Origin of the sequence: Labrenzia sp. THAF191a (assembly GCF_009363335.1) — a bacterium.
GTDB classification, from domain to species: Bacteria; Pseudomonadota; Alphaproteobacteria; order Rhizobiales; family Stappiaceae; genus Roseibium; species Roseibium algicola.
The window spans coordinates 3,138,304-3,157,331 of sequence record NZ_CP045333.1; the positions used below are offsets into that span (position 1 = coordinate 3,138,304).

20 protein-coding genes are annotated in these 19,028 nt (G+C 58.8%); 8 read left to right on the forward strand and 12 right to left on the reverse strand.

Translation table 11 applies throughout. The annotated features are described in order from the left end of the window. Nucleotides 1-61: 61 nt before the first annotated feature. Together FIV05_RS14335 and FIV05_RS14340 are read left to right on the forward strand one after the other, a co-directional pair. A complete protein-coding gene (locus FIV05_RS14335; protein WP_152510021.1) occupies nucleotides 62-631 on the forward strand; it encodes an NAD(P)H-dependent oxidoreductase in 570 nt (189 codons plus the stop codon). Continuing rightward, nucleotides 628-1,062 carry a DUF6220 domain-containing protein gene (locus FIV05_RS14340; RefSeq protein ID WP_286202189.1) on the forward strand — a complete coding sequence of 145 codons (435 nt, stop codon included), beginning with the start codon at nucleotides 628-630 and terminating at the stop codon, nucleotides 1,060-1,062. The genes FIV05_RS14335 and FIV05_RS14340 overlap by 4 nt, the downstream gene beginning before the upstream one ends. Before the next feature lie 125 nt (nucleotides 1,063-1,187). Here the strand turns inward: FIV05_RS14340 and FIV05_RS14345 are convergent, their stop codons facing one another. Together FIV05_RS14345 and FIV05_RS14350 are read right to left on the reverse strand one after the other, a co-directional pair. After that, a complete protein-coding gene (locus FIV05_RS14345; protein WP_152510022.1) occupies nucleotides 1,188-1,511 on the reverse strand; it encodes a hypothetical protein in 324 nt (107 codons plus the stop codon). A gap of 214 nt (nucleotides 1,512-1,725) precedes the next feature. Further along, the gene (locus FIV05_RS14350; protein ID WP_173013847.1) at nucleotides 1,726-2,454 is read right to left on the reverse strand and encodes a S24 family peptidase; all 729 of its coding nucleotides are present in this window, start codon (nucleotides 2,452-2,454) and stop codon (nucleotides 1,726-1,728) included. A gap of 178 nt (nucleotides 2,455-2,632) precedes the next feature. On the opposite strand from FIV05_RS14350, the gene FIV05_RS14355 reads away from it, so the two are divergent. From FIV05_RS14355 to FIV05_RS14370, 5 genes are all read left to right on the forward strand, one after another. Continuing rightward, entirely contained in the window at nucleotides 2,633-2,980 is a 348-nt protein-coding gene (locus FIV05_RS14355; RefSeq protein WP_152510024.1) for a hypothetical protein, read from the forward strand. After that, entirely contained in the window at nucleotides 2,980-3,396 is a 417-nt protein-coding gene (locus FIV05_RS14360; RefSeq protein WP_152510025.1) for a hypothetical protein, read from the forward strand. The genes FIV05_RS14355 and FIV05_RS14360 overlap by 1 nt, the downstream gene beginning before the upstream one ends. 155 nt (nucleotides 3,397-3,551) lie before the next feature. Next, nucleotides 3,552-3,716, forward strand: coding sequence for a hypothetical protein (locus FIV05_RS31605; protein WP_023000400.1), 165 nt, complete (start codon nucleotides 3,552-3,554; stop codon nucleotides 3,714-3,716). 86 nt (nucleotides 3,717-3,802) lie between these two features. Beyond that, nucleotides 3,803-4,186 carry a DUF6362 family protein gene (locus FIV05_RS14365; RefSeq protein ID WP_075282637.1) on the forward strand — a complete coding sequence of 128 codons (384 nt, stop codon included), beginning with the start codon at nucleotides 3,803-3,805 and terminating at the stop codon, nucleotides 4,184-4,186. A gap of 265 nt (nucleotides 4,187-4,451) precedes the next feature. Beyond that, a complete protein-coding gene (locus tag FIV05_RS14370) occupies nucleotides 4,452-4,745 on the forward strand; it encodes a hypothetical protein (RefSeq protein WP_031269092.1) in 294 nt (97 codons plus the stop codon). A 57-nt stretch (nucleotides 4,746-4,802) separates the two neighbouring features. On the opposite strand, the gene FIV05_RS14375 is transcribed toward FIV05_RS14370, so the two are convergent. From FIV05_RS14375 to FIV05_RS14395, 5 genes are all read right to left on the reverse strand, one after another. Beyond that, nucleotides 4,803-5,351, reverse strand: a complete 549-nt coding sequence (locus FIV05_RS14375) for a GNAT family N-acetyltransferase (protein ID WP_286202190.1) — start codon at nucleotides 5,349-5,351, stop codon at nucleotides 4,803-4,805. Beyond that, on the reverse strand, nucleotides 5,348-6,571 hold the full coding sequence (locus FIV05_RS14380; protein ID WP_152510026.1) for a hypothetical protein: 1,224 nt from the start codon (nucleotides 6,569-6,571) through the stop codon (nucleotides 5,348-5,350). Before FIV05_RS14380 ends, FIV05_RS14375 begins: the two co-directional genes overlap by 4 nt. 64 nt (nucleotides 6,572-6,635) lie before the next feature. Next, nucleotides 6,636-7,163, reverse strand: coding sequence for a tail fiber protein (locus FIV05_RS14385; protein ID WP_152510027.1), 528 nt, complete (start codon nucleotides 7,161-7,163; stop codon nucleotides 6,636-6,638). A gap of 10 nt (nucleotides 7,164-7,173) precedes the next feature. Beyond that, on the reverse strand, nucleotides 7,174-7,692 hold the full coding sequence (locus FIV05_RS14390) for a tail fiber protein (protein WP_152510028.1): 519 nt from the start codon (nucleotides 7,690-7,692) through the stop codon (nucleotides 7,174-7,176). Nucleotides 7,693-7,710: 18 nt separating this feature from the next. Then, nucleotides 7,711-8,223, reverse strand: coding sequence for a tail fiber protein (locus FIV05_RS14395; protein ID WP_152510029.1), 513 nt, complete (start codon nucleotides 8,221-8,223; stop codon nucleotides 7,711-7,713). A 627-nt stretch (nucleotides 8,224-8,850) separates the two neighbouring features. Here FIV05_RS14395 and FIV05_RS14400 point away from each other — a divergent pair. Then, complete coding sequence (locus FIV05_RS14400; protein WP_173013848.1) at nucleotides 8,851-13,716, forward strand: choice-of-anchor D domain-containing protein; 4,866 nt, start codon at nucleotides 8,851-8,853, stop codon at nucleotides 13,714-13,716. A gap of 55 nt (nucleotides 13,717-13,771) precedes the next feature. On the opposite strand, the gene FIV05_RS14405 is transcribed toward FIV05_RS14400, so the two are convergent. From FIV05_RS14405 to FIV05_RS14425, 5 genes are all read right to left on the reverse strand, one after another. Next, nucleotides 13,772-14,524 carry an ATP-binding cassette domain-containing protein gene (locus FIV05_RS14405; protein ID WP_152510031.1) on the reverse strand — a complete coding sequence of 251 codons (753 nt, stop codon included), beginning with the start codon at nucleotides 14,522-14,524 and terminating at the stop codon, nucleotides 13,772-13,774. Continuing rightward, nucleotides 14,521-15,732: an alanine racemase gene (locus FIV05_RS14410; protein ID WP_152510032.1), complete on the reverse strand. Its 1,212-nt coding sequence runs from the start codon at nucleotides 15,730-15,732 to the stop codon at nucleotides 14,521-14,523. The genes FIV05_RS14405 and FIV05_RS14410 overlap by 4 nt, the downstream gene beginning before the upstream one ends. Nucleotides 15,733-15,746: 14 nt before the next feature. Then, nucleotides 15,747-16,700 carry an ABC transporter permease gene (locus FIV05_RS14415; RefSeq protein ID WP_031269094.1) on the reverse strand — a complete coding sequence of 318 codons (954 nt, stop codon included), beginning with the start codon at nucleotides 16,698-16,700 and terminating at the stop codon, nucleotides 15,747-15,749. 67 nt (nucleotides 16,701-16,767) lie between these two features. Further along, nucleotides 16,768-17,835, reverse strand: coding sequence for a substrate-binding domain-containing protein (locus FIV05_RS14420; protein WP_152510033.1), 1,068 nt, complete (start codon nucleotides 17,833-17,835; stop codon nucleotides 16,768-16,770). A gap of 136 nt (nucleotides 17,836-17,971) precedes the next feature. Beyond that, nucleotides 17,972-19,027, reverse strand: a complete 1,056-nt coding sequence (locus FIV05_RS14425) for a substrate-binding domain-containing protein (RefSeq protein ID WP_173013849.1) — start codon at nucleotides 19,025-19,027, stop codon at nucleotides 17,972-17,974. Nucleotide 19,028 lies beyond the last annotated feature (1 nt).

Below are 19,028 nucleotides of genomic sequence, written 5' to 3' on the forward strand. Positions count from 1 at the left end.
TCGATTGGATCGATTTTCGTTCCTCTCTCATTGTCCGTTGGGTTCAACAAGAGGAAAGAAAATGGGCAAGACACTCGTACTTCTGTTTCATCCGAACATGAAACGCTCCAGGGCAAATGCGGCTCTGGCGTCAGCAGCGGCCGACCTCGATGACGTTGATGTTGTTGATATGCAAGCCGTTTTTCCGCAGGGGCTGGATCTCTTTCGTGACGCTGAAGGAGAAGCGGCCCGGCTTCTGGAGGCGGAGCGGATCGTTCTGCAGTTTCCCGTGCAGTGGTATTCCACTCCGCCGCTTCTGAAAGCCTGGGAGGACGCAGTTCTGACGCGGATGTTCTACATCGCCTATGAGGAAGAGGGACTGAGACTGGAAGGCAGGCCATTTATGCTTGCGGCGACCGCAGGCAACGTTCGGGAGGCCTACCAGCCGGGTGGTGCCAATCTCTTTTCCATGGACAGCCTGTTCGCACCGTTGAAGGCGACCGCGCATCGCTGCGGTCTGGTTTGGTACGAGCCCTTTTTACTCTACAGGGCCGACAAGCTTGGGCCTGACGAATTGAAGCAAGCTGGAGCCGATTATGCCCGCGCGTTGTCGACCTGGATCGAGAAGACCCCGGCAAGGGAGGCCGCGTGAAACGGATCATGGCTTACAAGAGATTTGATAGCCTCAAAAGCAGCGTCCCCTGGTGGTATTCCATCAGCGCACGTGCCTTGCCGTGCGGGATTCTCTTCCAGTTCCTGACGGCGGGGCTGTCTTTGTTTCGCGATGACAGCCTGTGGGCCTTGCATGAAGTTTCGGGTCTCATCCTGGCGGTGTTTCCCGGTATTCTGCTTGGAGGGAGCCTGTTGGTATCCCGGCTCGGGCGCTTTGGCTGGTGGGCGAGCCTGACAGGCTTGCTTTACCTGTTTCAGATCGCGCTTTCGGCCGGTGCCGAGCCGGAGTTGATCGCGTATCATCCCTTCAATGGGGCACTGTTGCTGACGGCCAGCCTGATCCTTCTGATGAAGGTTGAACGGCGTTTGGGGAAGGCAGCTTCCGGACAATCCATCAAAGACCCCGTCTGAATAATCGCTCTCCGTCTTTTTGGCCGGTTGCCTTGAACACCCGACTAAGGAGTTCTTTCACGTGTCTGCTATCTGTCAGGCTTAAAAATGGCTGCTTATCTCGCCCTTGTGAGGCAGACCAAACCTCAGGCCGCAACCCTGGCGGTGACACCGGCAAGCCGGGCGGTCAGACGTTCGGTTCGATAGTCCGACCAGTTTTCCGCGGTTTCCTCCTCGTCTTCCCCGATCTCGGGGAAGGCGGCGGACAGGACCGCGCTGGTGATGTCGTTGCACCAGCCTTCCGCGGGATTGTATTCCAGAACCGCCTGAACCTTCTCGAGTTGCCCGGCCTGAAGATCCTCGATGATCCTGTGCAGGCTCATGTCTGCCAGATCGGTTTCCGGTGTGTAGAAGCAGTTTTCGAGTTCGCAAATCACTGAATAGAACGACATGTCGAGGTTCAAAGCCAAAAAAGCCTCCATCTAAAATACGTTGAAAGTGTATACGCAATTTGCGTACATGTCAATTCTTCTTCAACCGGCTATATGACAAAAGCGTATGACTGCCCTGAAGTGTTGGCGCCGCGTCCAGACGTGATCGGTCGCGGTGGTCCGGTCACGCGAAATGCGCGAGGGGGCGGGCCGTGTTCCGGCCTGAGAAGAAGTGGAGGCAGGGGCGGCGGTGCTAGACGACCTGCCGGATGACGCTCAATACCTTGGCTATGATGCGGACTTCCGTTGCCTCTTCATCGTGCTCGTTGAAGATGACCGGCTCCTGAAAGCGCGGATCATTGGATTCCGGTTGCAGTTCTATCTGGCCGTTCCGGCGGATGATCCGCTTGGCAGTGCGTTCGATGGTATGGCCGCCGTCTCTGGTCCGCTCCACGACGGCAAGGTCTCCCGACTTGATCTCAATGCCTGCTTCCAGGTAGTCGACGCACAGGATCAAATCGCCACTCCAGGCAATCCGGTTGAGGCTTTCGCCGTTGATTTGCAAAAGATATTGGCTTTCGCTCGGAAAGCGAAGGTCTCCCGCGAAACTGGTTTTCTTGGTGGCATCCGTCTCGAACAATCCGGACTCCATCCAGAGGCCGGCAGCCACCTGGCCTTTGACCTCCAGAGGCGTGGCGGCTCTTGACGGTGCACTGGAGGCATCCAGATCGGTGATGGAATCGGGGGCGAGCGCAAGAATATCTTCCCGGGTGATCGGTTGCTCGCCCTTGCCCAGGAGGACAGGAAGAAGCTTCGCCACGAAATCCGACGGCAGTGCAGGTTTCAGGTAGTCGGCGCTGAAGTAGCGCTGGATGGAAGAGGCATTCTGATAACCCATGGCCCGTGCGATGGCGCGGATCGACAGGCCACTGCGGTCCTTCAGTTCCACAAGCTGGCGGGAGACTGCAGATTGTTCGTCCATATCCATAATTCGGTCACCAGGTCACGTAAGATGCATACGTATTAGCAGTAAAAACGTACGGAGTCCAGTTGATATGTGTACGCATTAAGCGTACGAAATTTGAGTCATCAAGTGAATGCGTGGGAGTGACGATGGAAGTTCAGACAATCCTTCGACAAATGGCAGAGGAGACCGGCCGATGAGGGACCTGAAGGACGAAATTGAGGAAGCGCAGGCAAAGGTCGCGCATCTGAGGATCAGGGCGGAAAGACCGAGTGCCCGCCTGGAAGACGAGTTCGCGCTGGAAAAGGCGCGCAACAGGTTGCTGACTCTGGAGTTGCGGAACCTGAAGCAGGGCAGGGAAGTGCGCGGCAGTTCCAGCCCGAAGGGCAATCCGGGTGTTGTCGGGAGCAGACAGCACATGAGGCAAGCACCTTTCGCAAAAAGAACAAATAGCGAACATTTGCCGCGTACGGCCAGGGAAAAGGCAGAAGCGGCTTTTGCAGCGGTGCAAGGTATCGCTGTGGAAAAGAAAGGTCGGGTCTGATGGCTTCGGGAGGACTGGTCGACAGGATCGCTGCCGAGTATGGCGTTCATTTCATCAGCCACACCAGACGGGTGCATGGGCGGCACCAGTCGAAGGCTCGCAGAACTTGCCAGACCCTGCTGACGAAACACGGGGCGGAACATCTGCGCCTCGTCTTCGGTCTGATCAACACCGCGGAGAACCGGGGGAACTGGTCAGCGCCATGCTTTACTGCCGTTTCCTGGCTTGTCCTGAACAAGCCGGACTGGGTGGAACGGCGAGGTTTTCTGGACCAGTTCGACAGGATCGATCTGGAGGCGTTGCTTGGCAGTGCAAGGCAAATAAACCCGTCCGCTCCCACCCTTACGCTCGCTGTTCTGCTCTCTTACGAACTTGACAAACTCCTGGAAACGGGCCGGGAGGGGATCGCTGCATGAGTACTATTGTCAGTTGGTGTCGGTTGATTACACTGCGGCCGTCAATCATCGGCTGTATTGAGTCGCTCAGGGATTGCACGCTTGGCTTGCCGCGCTCGCGGGAGCCGGCGCCAGACGGATCTTTCACCGGTATTTTGAGAGAGGGGGTTTTGAACATGAACGGTTACCTGACGAAGGCTCAGATTTTTGCCTTTGAACGCGGAGCGACCGCGTGCCGGGAAGGCAAGTCCCGTGAGGACAATCCTTATCCGCCCAAGGCCGATTACTTCGGTTTGTGGGAAGAGGGCTACCAGAAAGAGCGTGAGGGCCAGGGCAAATAATCGCCTCAGGCCTGCATCTTTGCTGCCGTGGGGCTGTTTGAGCGGCCGCGCGTTTCTGTGCCCACTACAGTTTCAAGAGAGACGATATGGAAACAAGCGTACCTGACCAGATCCTGGCCCGGTTGACGGAGGCTGTCGAAGTGATTGCGGTGACCGGCAAGGGTGACGGACCTCGAGCGGTCCTGGCCAGCTGGCCCGAATGCCAGGGCAAGATCGCCCGGCGCCGGCGGACCTACCCGCCCCGGGCGATCAGCCGGGCTGAAGAGGCGATCACCTGGTTCTCCCTGATCGAGGACCCGGATGCACGCCGCGCCCTGCAGTTCGAAGTGATGTGCAAGGCGGGCGGCGGCAAGTTCTCCCGGATCTGCGAAAAATATGGCTGGAAACGCTCGACGGTTACCAGCCGCAACAAGGCCGTTCTGCGCCGGCTGGCGAAAAGGCTTGGTGAGGAAAGCTCCGTCGATCACTGAACGGTTCGACGCCGGACCGGAGGCGGGCTGGTGCCTTGCTGATCCGGAAATCGGCTTTTGAAAGAAGATGTCATCCCTCCTGCGTTGCTCCAATGCAGGAGGAATGCACGACTTGAAAGAGGGGCTTCGCCCTTGTTCTCAAAAGGTTTGCAGCAGGTTTTGCAATCGCCCCTTTACGGTTGTCGGAAGTTTGAACTACAACTTTCCAATTGCTCGTCCCCCGCGTCGACGCCGGGACATTTGGACAGATGGTTTGGAGAAATTGATGACCGACTTGAAAACACTGACCCTTCACGACTTTGAAAAGCTGCTGGATCAGGTGTTCGAGGTCAGGTCGGTTCCGGCTGATATCCAGTTGTCGCTCGTGGAGGTCAAATTGATGGGCTCCGGCGAGCGGCAGGGAGGGGCTTTTTCCACGTTGTGGCAAGGTCCGCAGGAGCCATTGCTGGAGCAATCCATCTACAGGCTCTATCGGCCGGATTTCGGCGAGCAGGACGTGTTTCTGGTTCCGGTCGCGCAGAAGGAAGCCGGTATTCAGTATGAAGCCGTGTTCACCTGATCGCATACTGACTGACAGGCCGGTGGCCGCCGCAGTCTGATGGCCGGGCTCGGTTCTTCAGGTTTGGCAGGGGTGTTCCATGAGATCATAGACGCCCTTGTCTTCCCGCTTTTCGAAACCGAGGCGGTGATAGAGCCGCATGGCAGGATTTTCCTTTTCGACATGAATGGAAAGCGCTTTTCCAGCTTCTCGCGCCTCATCCATCAGATCCTGCAAGACGGCGCTGCCAAGGCCTTGTCCCTGTACTTCGGGTATCAAGGCGATGTCGATAATCCGGTGTTCGCGGGTCCAGCGTTCCAGGTAAAGCCTGCCAACAGGTCTGGCGTCTCGTTCTATCACCAGCCAGAGGGCGTCAGGATAATGCTCCTGATAATGTCGGTGCTGGGCTTCGAATTGCATTGCGATAAAGGCCTGCTTTTCGGCTTCCGTCCATGGAGTGCGCGCAAGCTCGGCCTCGCGCGTCGAACGGTATAGGCTTGCCAGGAACGGAAGATCACCCGAATGCAAGGCCCGGTAGGTGATGCCCCGGGCCGCCGCGCGTGCGCGCGGGGCCAGGGACATGGCTGTCTGCGGCATCGGCAGATCGATCGCAAATGCAGTCGTCATTCGGTGTTCGGCGTGACGTCCCGTGTCAGCGCGCTTACGGAAAGCGGTCCGCCCAGGGACGTCCAGGTCGCCGACCAGTGATCAAGCGATATCTGAGGCAGGTAGGAAGCCGTGCTTGACGCCGGATCGAGGGCGAAAAGGCTCAGGAGCGTATTGGCGTTCGGCTGAAGTTTGAGCGTGCTGCCGCCATCCACATGGGCGATGACCCGTGGAGCCGTCCAGGAGGTTTCCAGGGAACTGGTCTGGTAGCTTGCGTAGACCGGGCAGTCGGATCCGGAGCCAGTCAGCGCAACCAGATAAATTCCTCCGTTGGAGGAGTTGGAAGCGGCCATGCTGCCGACAGGCGCATCAAACGTTGCAAACAGTGCCCAGTCGGAGAAGTCGAGTGAACTGACTTCGTCCTGAGCTTTCATGTAAATATTTTTTCCGATGCGGGCAAAGATGTGAACGAGCGCATTGCCGTCAATGCAAAGGACAAGCTGTTCGAAGCCGGTCAGGCCGCCGCTGATATCTTGCCAACCTTCCCAGCCCTCCGGCAGAAGCGGCCTGTCGGTGGACTGGAAGTTCAGATAAGGCACGCCGTCCGAATTGATGCCGGTGAGAATGATGCGGCCATCGGCGTTCTGGGTTGCGGCGAGGCTCCGCAGCGCCCCGGCCATTTGTTGCCAGTCCGCCCAGGGCTGGCTCGGCGGAATTTCGACGGGTACCGTAACTTCAATTGGTGTCGTCGTGCCTGGCGGGACTACCGTGATGGTTTCCATCTGTACGGTGTTGTTGTTCTGGAAACGCCACCAGATGGCGTTGTCCGGCGCCGAACTTGTGACGAAAATGTTCTGCCGACCGGTGACGCCGTTGATCAGCAACGTATCATTGAAACCTGGAACACCGGCAGGTTTGCCGAGGTCAAGCGGGTCAGCAAAACGCTGTGGCGCGTTTTCGTCCCGGTTTTCCCGGATATAGGCCAGGTTTCCGGACCCGCTGTCTTCCGCAAGCAGGGCGACATAGCCTTCCTGGGTCACGGATGCGTTGAGCCGTTCGGTGGCAAAGCTTGAATTCGTTAGCTGAGTAAAGGAGGCGCTGAAAGCGCCGTTCTCAGACGCCTGATCCTTGTACTCAAGTGCTCCGTTCGGTGTGACTGCGGCAAAGAAAATCCGGAAATAGACCGGATCGGCCGTCACGTTCCCTTCAAATTCCTCGGGAACTGCTTCTTCGACTGACATGATGCGTTTCCTCTTGCTGATCTGAAGCCGGCGGCCTGGCCTGTCCGGCAACGTCCTGCATTGGTTAGCCGCGGGAGGGATAAAGCCCCTGGAGCGCAATAATGAAGTTCAGCGTCAGATACGGCTGAACATTGTCGTGTGACTGGCTGCCGCCGGTGGCGGACAGTGTTTCCATGGCCATGTCGACCTGGTTCGTCTGAGTGTCCGTGTGGTAAAGCGAATCCAGGCCGGAGCTGGAAAAGGAAGTCGATGACGAGGGGCCGGGAACGCCGCCGCTGCCGTTGGTTGCTCGTACCGTATGAGAATGTGAGGGGATCTGCGCTTCTGTCAGGGTGACGGTCGTAACACCAACCTTTTCCCCCAGTCTGCGGGACGTGAGGCCAGGGCCTCTGCCTGGATGCATCGGGGCGCGGCCCTGCAGATCCGGCAGACCCATGGTGCTGCGTCCATCGCCGCCGTAGGTCGTTCCAATAAGAGAGAACAACGCCGTGTTCTGGGAGATGGGAAGGAGCTGGCCGTCACAAAAGGCCCAGCTTCGAGGGGCGAAATTGCCCGCGAAAATTCGGATTTCAGCGATAAAGGGTTCCGACATGGTTCGCCTCCTAATGCCTGCTGGGGTAAACGCCGTAGAGCGCGATGATGAAATGCACGCATATTGTCGGCATCAGGTTCGTGTGCGACTGGGAGCCGCCAGTGTTTGAAATCATGTCTTGCGCCATGGAGATGTCCTGACTGGCATCGGCGTAGAAGCTCACGCCTGCGCCGGCTGCCGGAACATGCGTCGCCGGCGACGTCTGGTCGGCCAGGCCGGTGTTGGCATTGAAGCCGTGCGAGTGACTGGCAAGTTGGTTGCCCGTGAGCGTTTCCTTTTCCGAACCGCTCTTGGAGCCGAGCCGCCGCGGGCTGAGGCCGGGGCCGGTGCCCGCGTGCAGCGGAATTCGTCCGCGCATGTCCGGCAGACCGAATGTGGTTCGGCCATCTCCGCCGTAGATGGTTCCAAGGAGTGAAAACAGGGCGTCGTTCTGGGAAACTGCCAGCAGCTGACCGTCGCAGTAGGCCCAGCCGCGCGGTGCGAAATTACCTGCAAACATGCGGATTTCACCGACGAAAGGTTCAGACATTCTATGTCCTTTCGGAGATTAGTTGCGGGACGGAAACAGGCCTTGAAGGGCGATGCAGAAATTGAGCGTCAGGTAGGGCTGCATGTTGTTGTGCGCCTGCCCGCCACCTGCGTTGGTCACGGTTCCTGATCTCATCTGTGTCATCGTGCCAACTTCGTAAGGCCGATAGGCCTTGTCCGGTGCGATTTCGGAGCCAAACAGAGACATGTTGGGCGTTCTGCTGTTTCCGGCAGTGGCGACCGCTTTCACCGAATGGGAATGTTCCGGGATTTCCGCTGCCGTGAGCGTGACGGTTTCCGCTCCCCCCTTCTGGCCGAGCTGATATCCGGCGCCCTCGTGGATCGGCGTCCGGCTGCGCAGGTCGGGCAGGGCGAATGTCGTCCGCCCATCTCCGCCATAGGTCGTGCCCAGCAGCGAATAAAGCGACTGGTTCTGGTTGATCGGCAAAATCTGTCCGTCGGTAAAAGCCCAGCCACGTGGCGCGAAATTGAAGCCGACAATCCGTATTTCGGCGAGAAATGGTTCTGACATGTTTCCTCCCGTTGCTTCCGAAGGAAGTTTCGGTCTTGCAGATGTTGTCTGGATTTCCTGCTTTTGCGAATCACAGGTTGTATGAAAGAGAAATTGGACTCAAATTACACTACAACCTTCACATACATATATTTCAGAATGCAATTAGAAAATTCTGAAATCAGTTCCTGGATTGTTGAGTGTTCGTCACTGTAGATAGTGGTAAAGATCGCCAAATTTTGCAATTTTTAAGAGAATTATTCGCCCTAAAGAGGATAAAATTCAATTCTGACCAAATCTTTCAACCATAGTTAGAATTTGTCAGAATTGAATCCTTTTTCCTGACGCAGATGTGGTCAGTCAAAAATGTGATCGGATTTGCGCTTGAATTCTATTTAAGTTTGAGCGTAGTAGAATTTAAACCAAAGATTGTTTTAGTAAAAATCACGCCAAGGTTGTATTTGGCGGCTAACAAAAACCGGGCCTTCGAGCCTTGGCTCTTTCTTTTTGGGGTGCAGCGACAGTGGTTCGCTCTGTGGTGATTTGATGATTTGTGACGTATGGGGAGCCAGGCTCGGCAAAGCCGCGTGCGCAGGCGTCTGGTTGCGCTTTGTACAGCTGGCGTTTCTGATGCTTTTTCTGGGAGCCATGCCTGACGACGCGAGGGCGGCCTACACAGACTGTCCAAGCAATTCTGTCCCGCTCGATCCTCTCGTGTTGAACCTCACACTGGATGAATGCACGCGGGAAAGTGGCATTGGACCTACTACGGCGGACGACGACTGGATATTGATCCAGGATCAGGGTTCTGGAAGCAGTCTCACCAATTTCGATATCAACAACGGTCCAAACGACCCGGGGAATGTCCTCTCGTATTCCGTTACCAATGGAACGGATACCATCAACGTAACGTCGCCAGGTACTCAGACGATCGATTGTACCACGACATGCACAATCACCGGATCCTACGGTGCTACAGGCATTAATTTCACCTATCTTGATGCCGGTTCCAGCGGCGAAGTTACTCCACCGACGACGCCTCCAACATTCACCCAGGCATTCGCCCCCAGTACGATCGTGGCAAACGACACCTCGACCGTCACATTCACGATCAACAACTCTGCGAACGGTGTGGACGCGACATCTCTCGATTTCACCGACAACTTGCCTTCGGGAGTGACCGTGGCCTCTCCGTCGAACGCTGCCACGACGTGTACCGGTGGCACACTCACGGCTACCAGCGGATCGGGTGTAATCAGTTACACTGGCGGAACCGCCGCGGCGGGTGCGACTTGTACCGTCAGTGCCGATGTGACGTCTGCAAGTGACGGAAGTTACGTCAACACCACAGGTGATCTCACATCGTCGCTGGGAAATTCCGGGACGTCATCTGCCACGCTGACGGTCGCCTCTCCTGAAATCAACGTTCAGGGCAACGGGGTAAGCATCGTCAGTGGGGACACGACCCCTTCGGCGGCAGATGATACCGAATTCGGCAGCGTTTCTGTTTCAAGCGGTACAAACGCAAATACCTTCACAATCCAGAATACGGGTAATGGAACGCTCTCACTGACCAGTGTGACATCCTCTGACAACGCACAATTCGCGGTGTCGGGGACAACGGCCGGTTCGATACCGTCTTCGGGATCTGTAACCTTCACGGTCACCTTCGATCCGTCTGCGACGGGTTTGCAAACGTCAACGATTACGATCGTCTCGAGCGACGCGGACGAGAGTCCCTATACGTTCAGTGTTCAAGGAACAGGCATTACACCCGAGATCGACGTCCAGGGAAACGGTGTCAGTATTGCCAGCGGGGATACGTCTCCGAGTGCGGCGGACGATACCGACTTCGGGAGTGTTGCGGTTTCGAGCGGATCTGTGGCGAATACGTTCACCATCGAGAACACAGGAACCGACACGCTGACGCTTACAAGTGTAACGTCGTCGGACAACACCCAGTTCGCCATTTCCGGAACGACAAGCGGATCGATCGCATCTTCGGGGTCTTCGACCTTTACCGTCACTTTTGATCCCAACGCCGGTGGGAACCAGACTGCTACGATCACCATCGTTTCCGATGACATCGATGAAGGGACTTACACGTTCACGGTACAAGGGACTGGTATCGCGCCAGAGATCAACGTTCAGGGGAACGGGACAAGTATCGTCAGTGGCGATACGACGCCGTCCGCAGCGGATGATACCGACTTCGGCAACGTTTCGGTTGCGAGCGGATCCAACGCAAATACGTTCACGATCCAGAACACCGGAACAGATGCACTGACGCTGACGAGCGTGACATCTTCGGACAACACGCAATTCGCGATATCCGGCACGACCAGCGGCTCGATCGCCGCGTCGGGGTCTGTGACCTTCACGGTCACTTTTGATCCCAATGCCCTGGGAACGCAGTCGTCGACAATCACGATTGAATCCAACGATCCCGACGAAGGAACATACACCTTCACCGTGCAAGGCACGGGTGTGGCTCCGGAGATCAACGTCCAGGGGAACGGCACGAGTATCGCCAGTGGTGATACGACGCCGTCGGCTGCCGACGGCACCGACTTCGGCAGTGTTTCGGTTTCCAGCGGTACCAATGCGAATGTCTTCACGATCCAGAACACGGGTACGGACACGCTGACGCTGACGAGCGTGACATCCTCGGACAATACGCAATTTGCGGTGTCCGGCACGACGAGCGGTTCGATCGCAGCCCTGGGGTCTGTGACCTTCACGGTCACTTTTGATCCCAACGCGCTTGGAACCCAAACGTCGACAATCACGATTGTCTCCAACGATGCCGACGAGGGAACCTACACGTTCTCGGTACAGGGCACGGGAACGTCCACTCCGAGTTTCACGCAGTCCTTTGCTCCTGCGACTATTCTGTCAGGTGGAACCTCGACGGTTTCCTTCGTCATCAACAACTCCGCCAATGCGGTCGCGGCGACCTCGCTGGATTTCACTGACAATCTCCCCGCAGGATTGACAGTAGCCACGCCTGCAAACGCCTCAACCACCTGTACCGGGGGAACGATAACGGCGACGACAGGTTCTGGTGTGATTTCCTACACGGGAGGCACCGTTGCGGCCGGGGGCAGCTGTTCCTTGAGCGCGGACGTTACCGGCTCCACAGATGGTTCCTTCGCGAACACAACTGGAGACCTGACCTCCAGCCTTGGAAACTCCGGAACGTCTTCAAGCACTCTGACGGTTGCTACTCCCGAAATCGACGTGCAGCGTCCTGCAGGAAACTCTATTGCGGATAACGGAACGGATGCTCAGGGAACAGTAAACGTGGGAGACCAGCAAACACTGGTCTACACGATCGAAAACACGGGTACCGCGACGCTTACCCTGACCGGAACGCCAACCAGTGCCTCGGCAAGCAATGTTTCGGTCGATTCAATCTCCGCGCCAGGGCTCACAACGCTCGCGGGCGGCGCATCGACTACCTTCACTGTTCTCTACACGCCGAGTGCAATTGGCAATTTTTCGTTCGAACTCGATATTCTCAGCGATGACGCCGACGAACCCACGTATGACATCCTGGTGAGCGGTACCGCGATTGGCAGTCCGGAAATCGAGGTTACATCGTCGACAGGCAATGCCGTATCGGACGGGGGGACAGACACCGTTCCCGGAATTGTCATGCCGGGAACAACGTCGACCATCACTTACACGATCACGAACACCGGGTCGGCCGTCCTGAACCTCACAACTCCAACGGTTGGTGCGAATGTTACCGGCACAAGCAACGTCACAGTCAACAGCTTCACATTGAGTTCCAACACCGTAAGCAGCAGCGGCGGAACGGCGACGCTGGCTGTGGCCTATACGCCAACAGCGCCTGGAGCGTTCGGGTTCGACTTCAACTTCGCCAATGACGATGCGGACGAAAACCCCTTCAACGTATCGGTGAGCGGGACGGCAAGCGGGGCGGCGGCGGCGCTGTCGGTCGTGTCGGGGTCCGGACAAAGTTCCGAAGTCGGAACCCGGTTCGAGGCAGTTCTCGTCGCGAGAGCGACAGACGTCAACAACAACGCTGCTGCAGGTGTCAGTGTAACCTTCACTGCGCCGGCTGGTGGCGCGTCACTGACATTTGCGAGCACGGGCACCAACACGGAAACGGTGACCACGGCTGCGGACGGAACGGCGACCAGTTCCGCCATGACCGCAAACGCAGTTGCCTCGTCCTATAACGGTGGTGGTGGTCTCACGCCATATTCGGTGACCGCGAGTGCCACGGGGCTGAGCAGCGTCAGCTTCTCTCTCACCAATGACCGGGATGCATCGGCCGATATCCAGAAAACAAAGGAAGTGATTGCCTCCTTCGTGACAAGCCGGGCCAATGCGATCGTGTCCGGACAGCCTGACATCGTCTCGCGGTTGACCAGCGGCCCCTTTGGGCGGCAGCGTGGGCGCAACGGCTTCAATTTCGACGTTACACCCACCTCGCAGTCCGGAAACTTCCAGTTCTCCCTGCGAGCCTTTGCCAATTCTCTTCAACAAGGTGGTGGCACAGGAAACAGTGCGGCAATGGCAGGAGCCGGGAGCGGCGTTCGCGTGGCGAATGCCGAGCCCGAACGGTACGCGGTCTTCGACAATTTCACCTCCTCCGGCACGATGAGTTACACGGCCGTCGGTCAGCAGGTGATGCAGGATGATACCCTCGCGATCCTGAGCGGCACCAACGGAGATGCACCTTCAGGCGGCGAGGGCAGTGCCGAGTGGCAGTCGGGATGGGATTTCTGGGCCCAGGGAACGTATGCAATCACCGACAACAACAGCAGCAACAGCAAGACCGGGCTGTTTTTTGCCGGGGTCGACTATCGCTACAAGGACCGGGCCGTCCTGGGCTTGTTGGGGCAGCTCGACCTGACCGAGGAAAGAAACGGCGCCGCCGATACCTCCGCCGACGGCGTCGGCTGGATGGCTGGCCCTTATGCTGTTCTCCGGGTTCATCAGAATTTCTATCTGGATGGGCTGGCGACGTATGGCCAGTCCTACAACACCGTGAACGCGCTAGGGCTTTTCGAAGATGATTTCAGAACGCAGCGGTTTCTGTTGCAGGGCGGTTTGACAGGCGACTTCAAGCTCAGTGAAACGACCAGGGTCAGTCCATTTGCCCGCATCACCTATTACTACGAAGAACAGGAAAGCTACACGGACACATTGGGGCGGCTGATCCCGTCGCAGGATTTCGATCTGGGGCGGCTCGAGTTCGGACCCAAGGTCTCCTGGGACCTGCAGTTGAACGAGCTGCTGTTCTCGCCGTTCCTGTCTCTCTCCGGGATCTACGACTTCAACAAGTTGCAGGACGATACCCCGACGGATGCGACGCTTGCCTCTTCCGATGAAGATCTGCGGGCACGTGTGGAAGCTGGCGCGGGCCTGCTGGTGCCTGGCCGTAACATCCAGATTTCCGGAGAAGGCTTTTACGACGGGATCGGGACGTCCGACTTCCGCTCGTATGGTGCGACGCTTAACGTCACCATTCCGTTCTGATGTGATCAGATCAGCCTCCGGCAGTTGCCGGAGGCTGATGGTTCTGGCGGAAGGATCAGGCCGCCTGGCCGGAAACGCCGGTGATCATGGAGACGATTTCGTTCTTGTCCGTCTCGCTGGTCTTGCGAACGCCGATCTGCTGACCACGGCGCAGGACGCAGATGCGGTCGGAGAGGCGGAAGACCTGATCCAGACTGTGGCTGATGATCAGGATGGCGAGGTTCTTTTCCTTCAGCGATGCGACCAGCTGTTCGACCTTGGCCGTTTCCGCGACGCCGAGGGCAGCCGTCGGTTCGTCCAGCAGAACCAGCTTGCTGGCCCAGTGGGTGGCCCGCGCAATGGCTATGCCCTGACGCTGGCCGCCACTGAGGTCTCGAATGACAGAGGCGGCGGAGGGGATGCGGACATCCAGCTCGTCGACCAGTTCCTGGCATTCCCTGCGCATGCGCTTCTTGTCGAGCAGCCCGAAGGGCGGCTTGGTCAGTTCACGGCCGAGGAACATGTTCATGTAGACCGGCTGCTGGTCGGCAAGGGCGAGGTCCTGGTAGACGACCTCGATGCCGAGACTGCGGGCCGAGCTGGCGTCTGAGAAAGATGCCGGCGTGCCGTCCAGCAGGATGTCACCCGAGGTTGGCTTATGGACGCCGGAGATGATCTTGACCAGCGTCGACTTGCCGGCACCATTGTCGCCGACAAGAGCAACGATCTCTCCCGCGTGAAGGTCGAGTGAGAAGTTCTCGATGGCGACGACGCCACCGAACGCCTTGTGGATGTTCTTCAGGGACAGAACGGGATTGTCGGCGGTCATTGCTGGAACGCTCCCGGCCAGGAGACGGCATCTCCGAAGCCATTTTCGATTGTGGTGACGGCAGGCGTGCCAGCGCTGACGCCGGAAATGCCGACGACAAGCGCCCGTGTGACGAAGGCCTGACCGCGGAAGCCGAAGACCACCGTGTCACCGGCGCGCACGGGTTTGGGCGAGGTGGCGTCGATCATCGCGTAATAGTCGATGGCGGAATAGTCGGGTATTTCGACTTCAAGCAGATCAGACTGGCGGGAAGTCGGCTCCGAGGAGACGAGGGCCTTGACCGGGTACTTCGGGAAGACCGGATCGATGTAGAGGCCACCACCGAAGCAGTAGGCCTTGCCACCGTGGTGGTGAGAGACTTCCGAGAGATAGAGCACGGCCGGATCTTCCGGCAGGTCTTCCACTGCATGAAGAGGTGTCGTGCCGTGGAGACCGTTGCCCGGTTCGCACTGGGTGGCACCGGCTTCGGCAAGGGCGCCGAGCACTGCGGAGGACGTGGTGCCAGGAGCGTTGATCTCGATACGGCCGCGACCTGCAGCTGCCAGTGCTTCGGCGGCGCGGGCGAGGGTCGACAGGTTCGGCGTCGGTTTGACCTTGCGCGTTTCCAGATCGAAAAGCAGGGCGGGGAAGGTCGTGATGCCGGCAAAGGCTCCACCTTCCAGGGCATCAAGCTGTTCAGCCACGGCGACAATGTCTTGCGCGTCGAAGCCGCCTTCATGGCCACGATAGAACGTGTCGCCTTCGGTCTGGATCCGGGCGAGCAGGTTCTGTGTCCTGCCGGCGGACTTGGCGGCAGCGGCAGCTTCCTGTGCCTTCTCGGACGAGAAGACCGTCCAGTAATCCGGTTGCAGTTTCGCAGCGGCAAAAGCGGCTTCCTGCCTCGGAACCTGGACCAGGTGGCCGAGATGCCCGGTCTTGAGCCCCGCCCGGTCGCAGGCGAGAGCGCAGGCCATGTCGACCGCAACGGATCTTTCGATGCCGCCGCGCATGACCGCCTGGCAGAAACCGGAATGGCGTCCGACCTGCTTGGTCATGGCGAAGGTTTTCAGGCCGTGCTTGTCAGCCTCTCCCTTGAAAAGGCGAGCGTTGCGTTCGACCGCGTCCAGATCGAGAACATAGGCATTGGCAGGGATCTTGCCGGCCTGATGCAGCGCCATGGCGGCTTCGATGAAGGCCGGGTTGCGGCGCATGAGAACGTCGAGAAACATCGTGGTCCTCCGGGTTACCGGCTGGTGTCGCGCAGGGAGACGGCGACTGCGACGAGAATGATGAGACCGCGGACGATCATCTGGTCGGAGACATCAAGCCCCATCAGGATCAGTCCGTTGTTGAGCATGCCCATGAGCAGCGAGCCGAGCAGGGCGCCAATGACGGAGCCCTTGCCGCCGTTGAGGGCGGTGCCGCCGACGATAACGGCTGCGATGACCGTCATCAGGTCGCTTTCGCCGAGCGTGTATTTGGCAGCCTGAAGGCGTCCGGCGTAGAGCAGGCCGGCAAGCCCGGCCATGGCGCCGCACAGCGTCAGCACGCTGAGGCGGATGCGCGGAACCTTGATGCCGGAAACCTGGGCGGCCCGGGGATTGTCGCCTGTTGCCACCACATGGGCGCCAAACCGGGTGTTGCGGTAGACGATATGGCCGATGACGACGGCAGCGATGGTCCAGATGACCAGCGAGGGGATGGAGAACAGGCTGCCGGAGCCGAAGATGCCTGCGAAGGTGTCGTTCAGGACCGGGATCGAGCGCAGGTCCGTCATGGAGCGGGCGATACCGGCGAAGAGGCCCATGGTGGCCAGCGTCACCAGGAAGGACGGCAGGCGCAGATAGGCGACAAGGACGCCGTTCATGGCGCCGATCAAGGCACCGGCTCCGATGCCGGCGATGACGCCGACGACCAGCGGGTAGCTTTGGAGGGCAAGCGCGGCGGCGAGAGCCGAGACAGCAACGACTGAGCCGAAGCTGAGGTCGATCTCCCCGGCGGACAGCGCGAAGACCAGACCGATGGCCATGATCGTTGCCGGTGCGGTCTGCAGAACGATGTTGGTCAGGTTGCGGGGCGACAGGAAGCCGACGTCGTGAAGAGTGAGAGCAAAGAAAAGAAAGATTCCGAGAAACCCGAAATAGATCACGCCTTGCTTGTAATCGAGTTGTCTTAGTCTCGAAACCGCCTGGGTCATGGATTGCCTCAAGTTCGAAGAGGTAGGTGACGGCAGGCCGCAAGGCGCGGCCTGCACGGAAAGGGATTTACTTGGCTGCTTCGGCAACGCTTTCGGGCGGATCCATCTTCATGGACTTGTTCCAGCCTTCGGTGACATTATCCGTACCAACCGTGATGGCGTCGACCACCAGGAACGGATCGACGGACTTGCCGAGAAGGCTGGCCGCAGCGGACCGGGCCGCGTAGACGCCGATGCTGTAGGCTTCGTCCGCGATGATTGCCGCGGTGTTGCCACCCTTCAGCATGTCGAGGGCAACCGGTTCGTTGAGGTCGATGGTGACCACCTTGGTGGTGTCGTTGCCCTGCTGGCGCAGAACCGAGAGGACGCCGAGTGCGGGTTCTGCCCACGGCGTATAGATGCCGCCGAGATCCGGGTTCCGTGACAGCATTGCCCGGGCGATGTCTTCGGCGTTCGCGGGATCGGTCATTCCGGACTCGATGGCGATTTCCATGTTCGGAAACTCGTTTTCGATGGTCCATTTGAACGCCTGGTCACGCTGGTTGGTGACCGGGAAATCCGCATCGTGGAACATGTAGCCGACCGTACCCGTCTCGCCCATGGACGCAGCGAGTGCCCGAGCGGCCTTTTCGCCGATCTGAACCAGGTCGGCGGAGACGACGGTGACATAGTCCTTGCCATGGGTGAAGCCGTCGACGGCGTTGTCGACGAAGACAAGCTTCACGCCGGCATCGCGGGCGATGCCGTAAACGGTCTGTGCTGTGGTCGGGTCGATCGGCAGGGATACGATGATCGACGGCTGGTTGGCCATGATCGTCTCGACGTCGGACTTCTGGCGGGCAGAGTCGAAACCGGCGTCGGTCTCGGCAATGACCTTGATGCCGAGCCGTTCGAACTCGTCCTTGGCGCCGCGCGCGACCGCGTTGGACCAGTCGTAAAGCTCGTGCCAGGCAAAGGCGGCCGTGTAATTGCCTTCGGCCACTTTCGCGACTTCGGCATCGGTCAGTTTGAGCGTTGCGACCGGCGTCGGGGCTTCGCCCTTCGGGCCAACCGTTTGCGGGCGGTCAGCAGCCGAGGCCATGGCGGTCATGCCGACCAGCAGTGTCGACGCCAGGAGTGTCTGTAACTTGAACATGCGACTTCTCCGTAAGGTTCGGTATTAACCGTCGGAAAGACGGTGTTGCTTCTCGGAGGTCCGTGCGGGTTTTTAGAATTGTTGTGAGGACCTGTTGGCCGGCAGGCTGTGATGGGCAGCCTGCCGGAATGCCGGGTCAATTCGCGGAGGTAACGCTTGCCGGCGGGTCGATGTTGAGGGACTTCTTCCAGCCCTCGGCAACGTTGTCTGCAGTCACGGTGATGGCCGGTGCCGCGATGAAGGGCGGAACGTCCTTGTCGACGAGGCGCAGGGCTGCGGCAGCTGCCATGGCGCGGCCGAGTTCATAGGCTTCGTCCGCAACAATGGCTGCAACGTTGCCGCCGCGGACCATGTCGAGAGCTACCGGTTCGGACAGATCGAGCGTGACGATCTTGGTGTCCTTGTTGCCGTTGGCACGCAGGGCTGCGAGCACACCTTCGGCCGGGCCGGCCCAGGTCACATAGATGCCGCCGAGATCCGGGTTCTTGAGCAGCATGGCGTTGGCGATTTCCTCAGCGCGAGCAGGGTCGCTGATGCCTTGTTCCGCAACGATCTTGATGTCCGGATAGTCGTTTTCGATGGTCGACTTGAAGGCGTTGTCACGCTGGTTGGTCACGTAATAGTCGGCGTCGTGGAAAATCCAGCCGACGGTGCCCGTGCCGCCCATGGCGCTGGCGAGCGCGTCGGCGGCCTGTTTACCCATCTGGTAGAGATCGTCGGTCACGATGGCCGCGTAGTCGCGCGGGTGCTCATAATCGGCAGGCAGGTTGGACAGGAATACCAGGGAAACACCGGCATCGCGGGCTTCCTTGAAGGCGGCGGCGGATGTGACCGGGTCAAGCGGTAGCGAAAGGATGATGTTGGGTTCCTTGGCCATGGCCGTTTCAACGTCGCTGCGCTGCTTGGCGGCATCAAAGCCGGCGCTGGTGGTTGCGACAACCTCAATGCCCAGGCGCTTGAACTCGTCCGTTGCACCGGCTGAGACCGCGTTCACGAAATCGGACTGGTCGTGCCAGAGCAGGGCGGCCTTGTACTTTGCGTCCTTGATGGCGGCGACGGCATCGTCGGGAACCGTCACTTCGGCGGAAAGCGTCGCCGCTTCGCCCTTGGGACCGACCGTCTGGGCCATAGCGGAGACTGACATCAGCCCGAGAAGGGCGGATGTCGCCAGATGTTTGACTAGCAGTTTCATT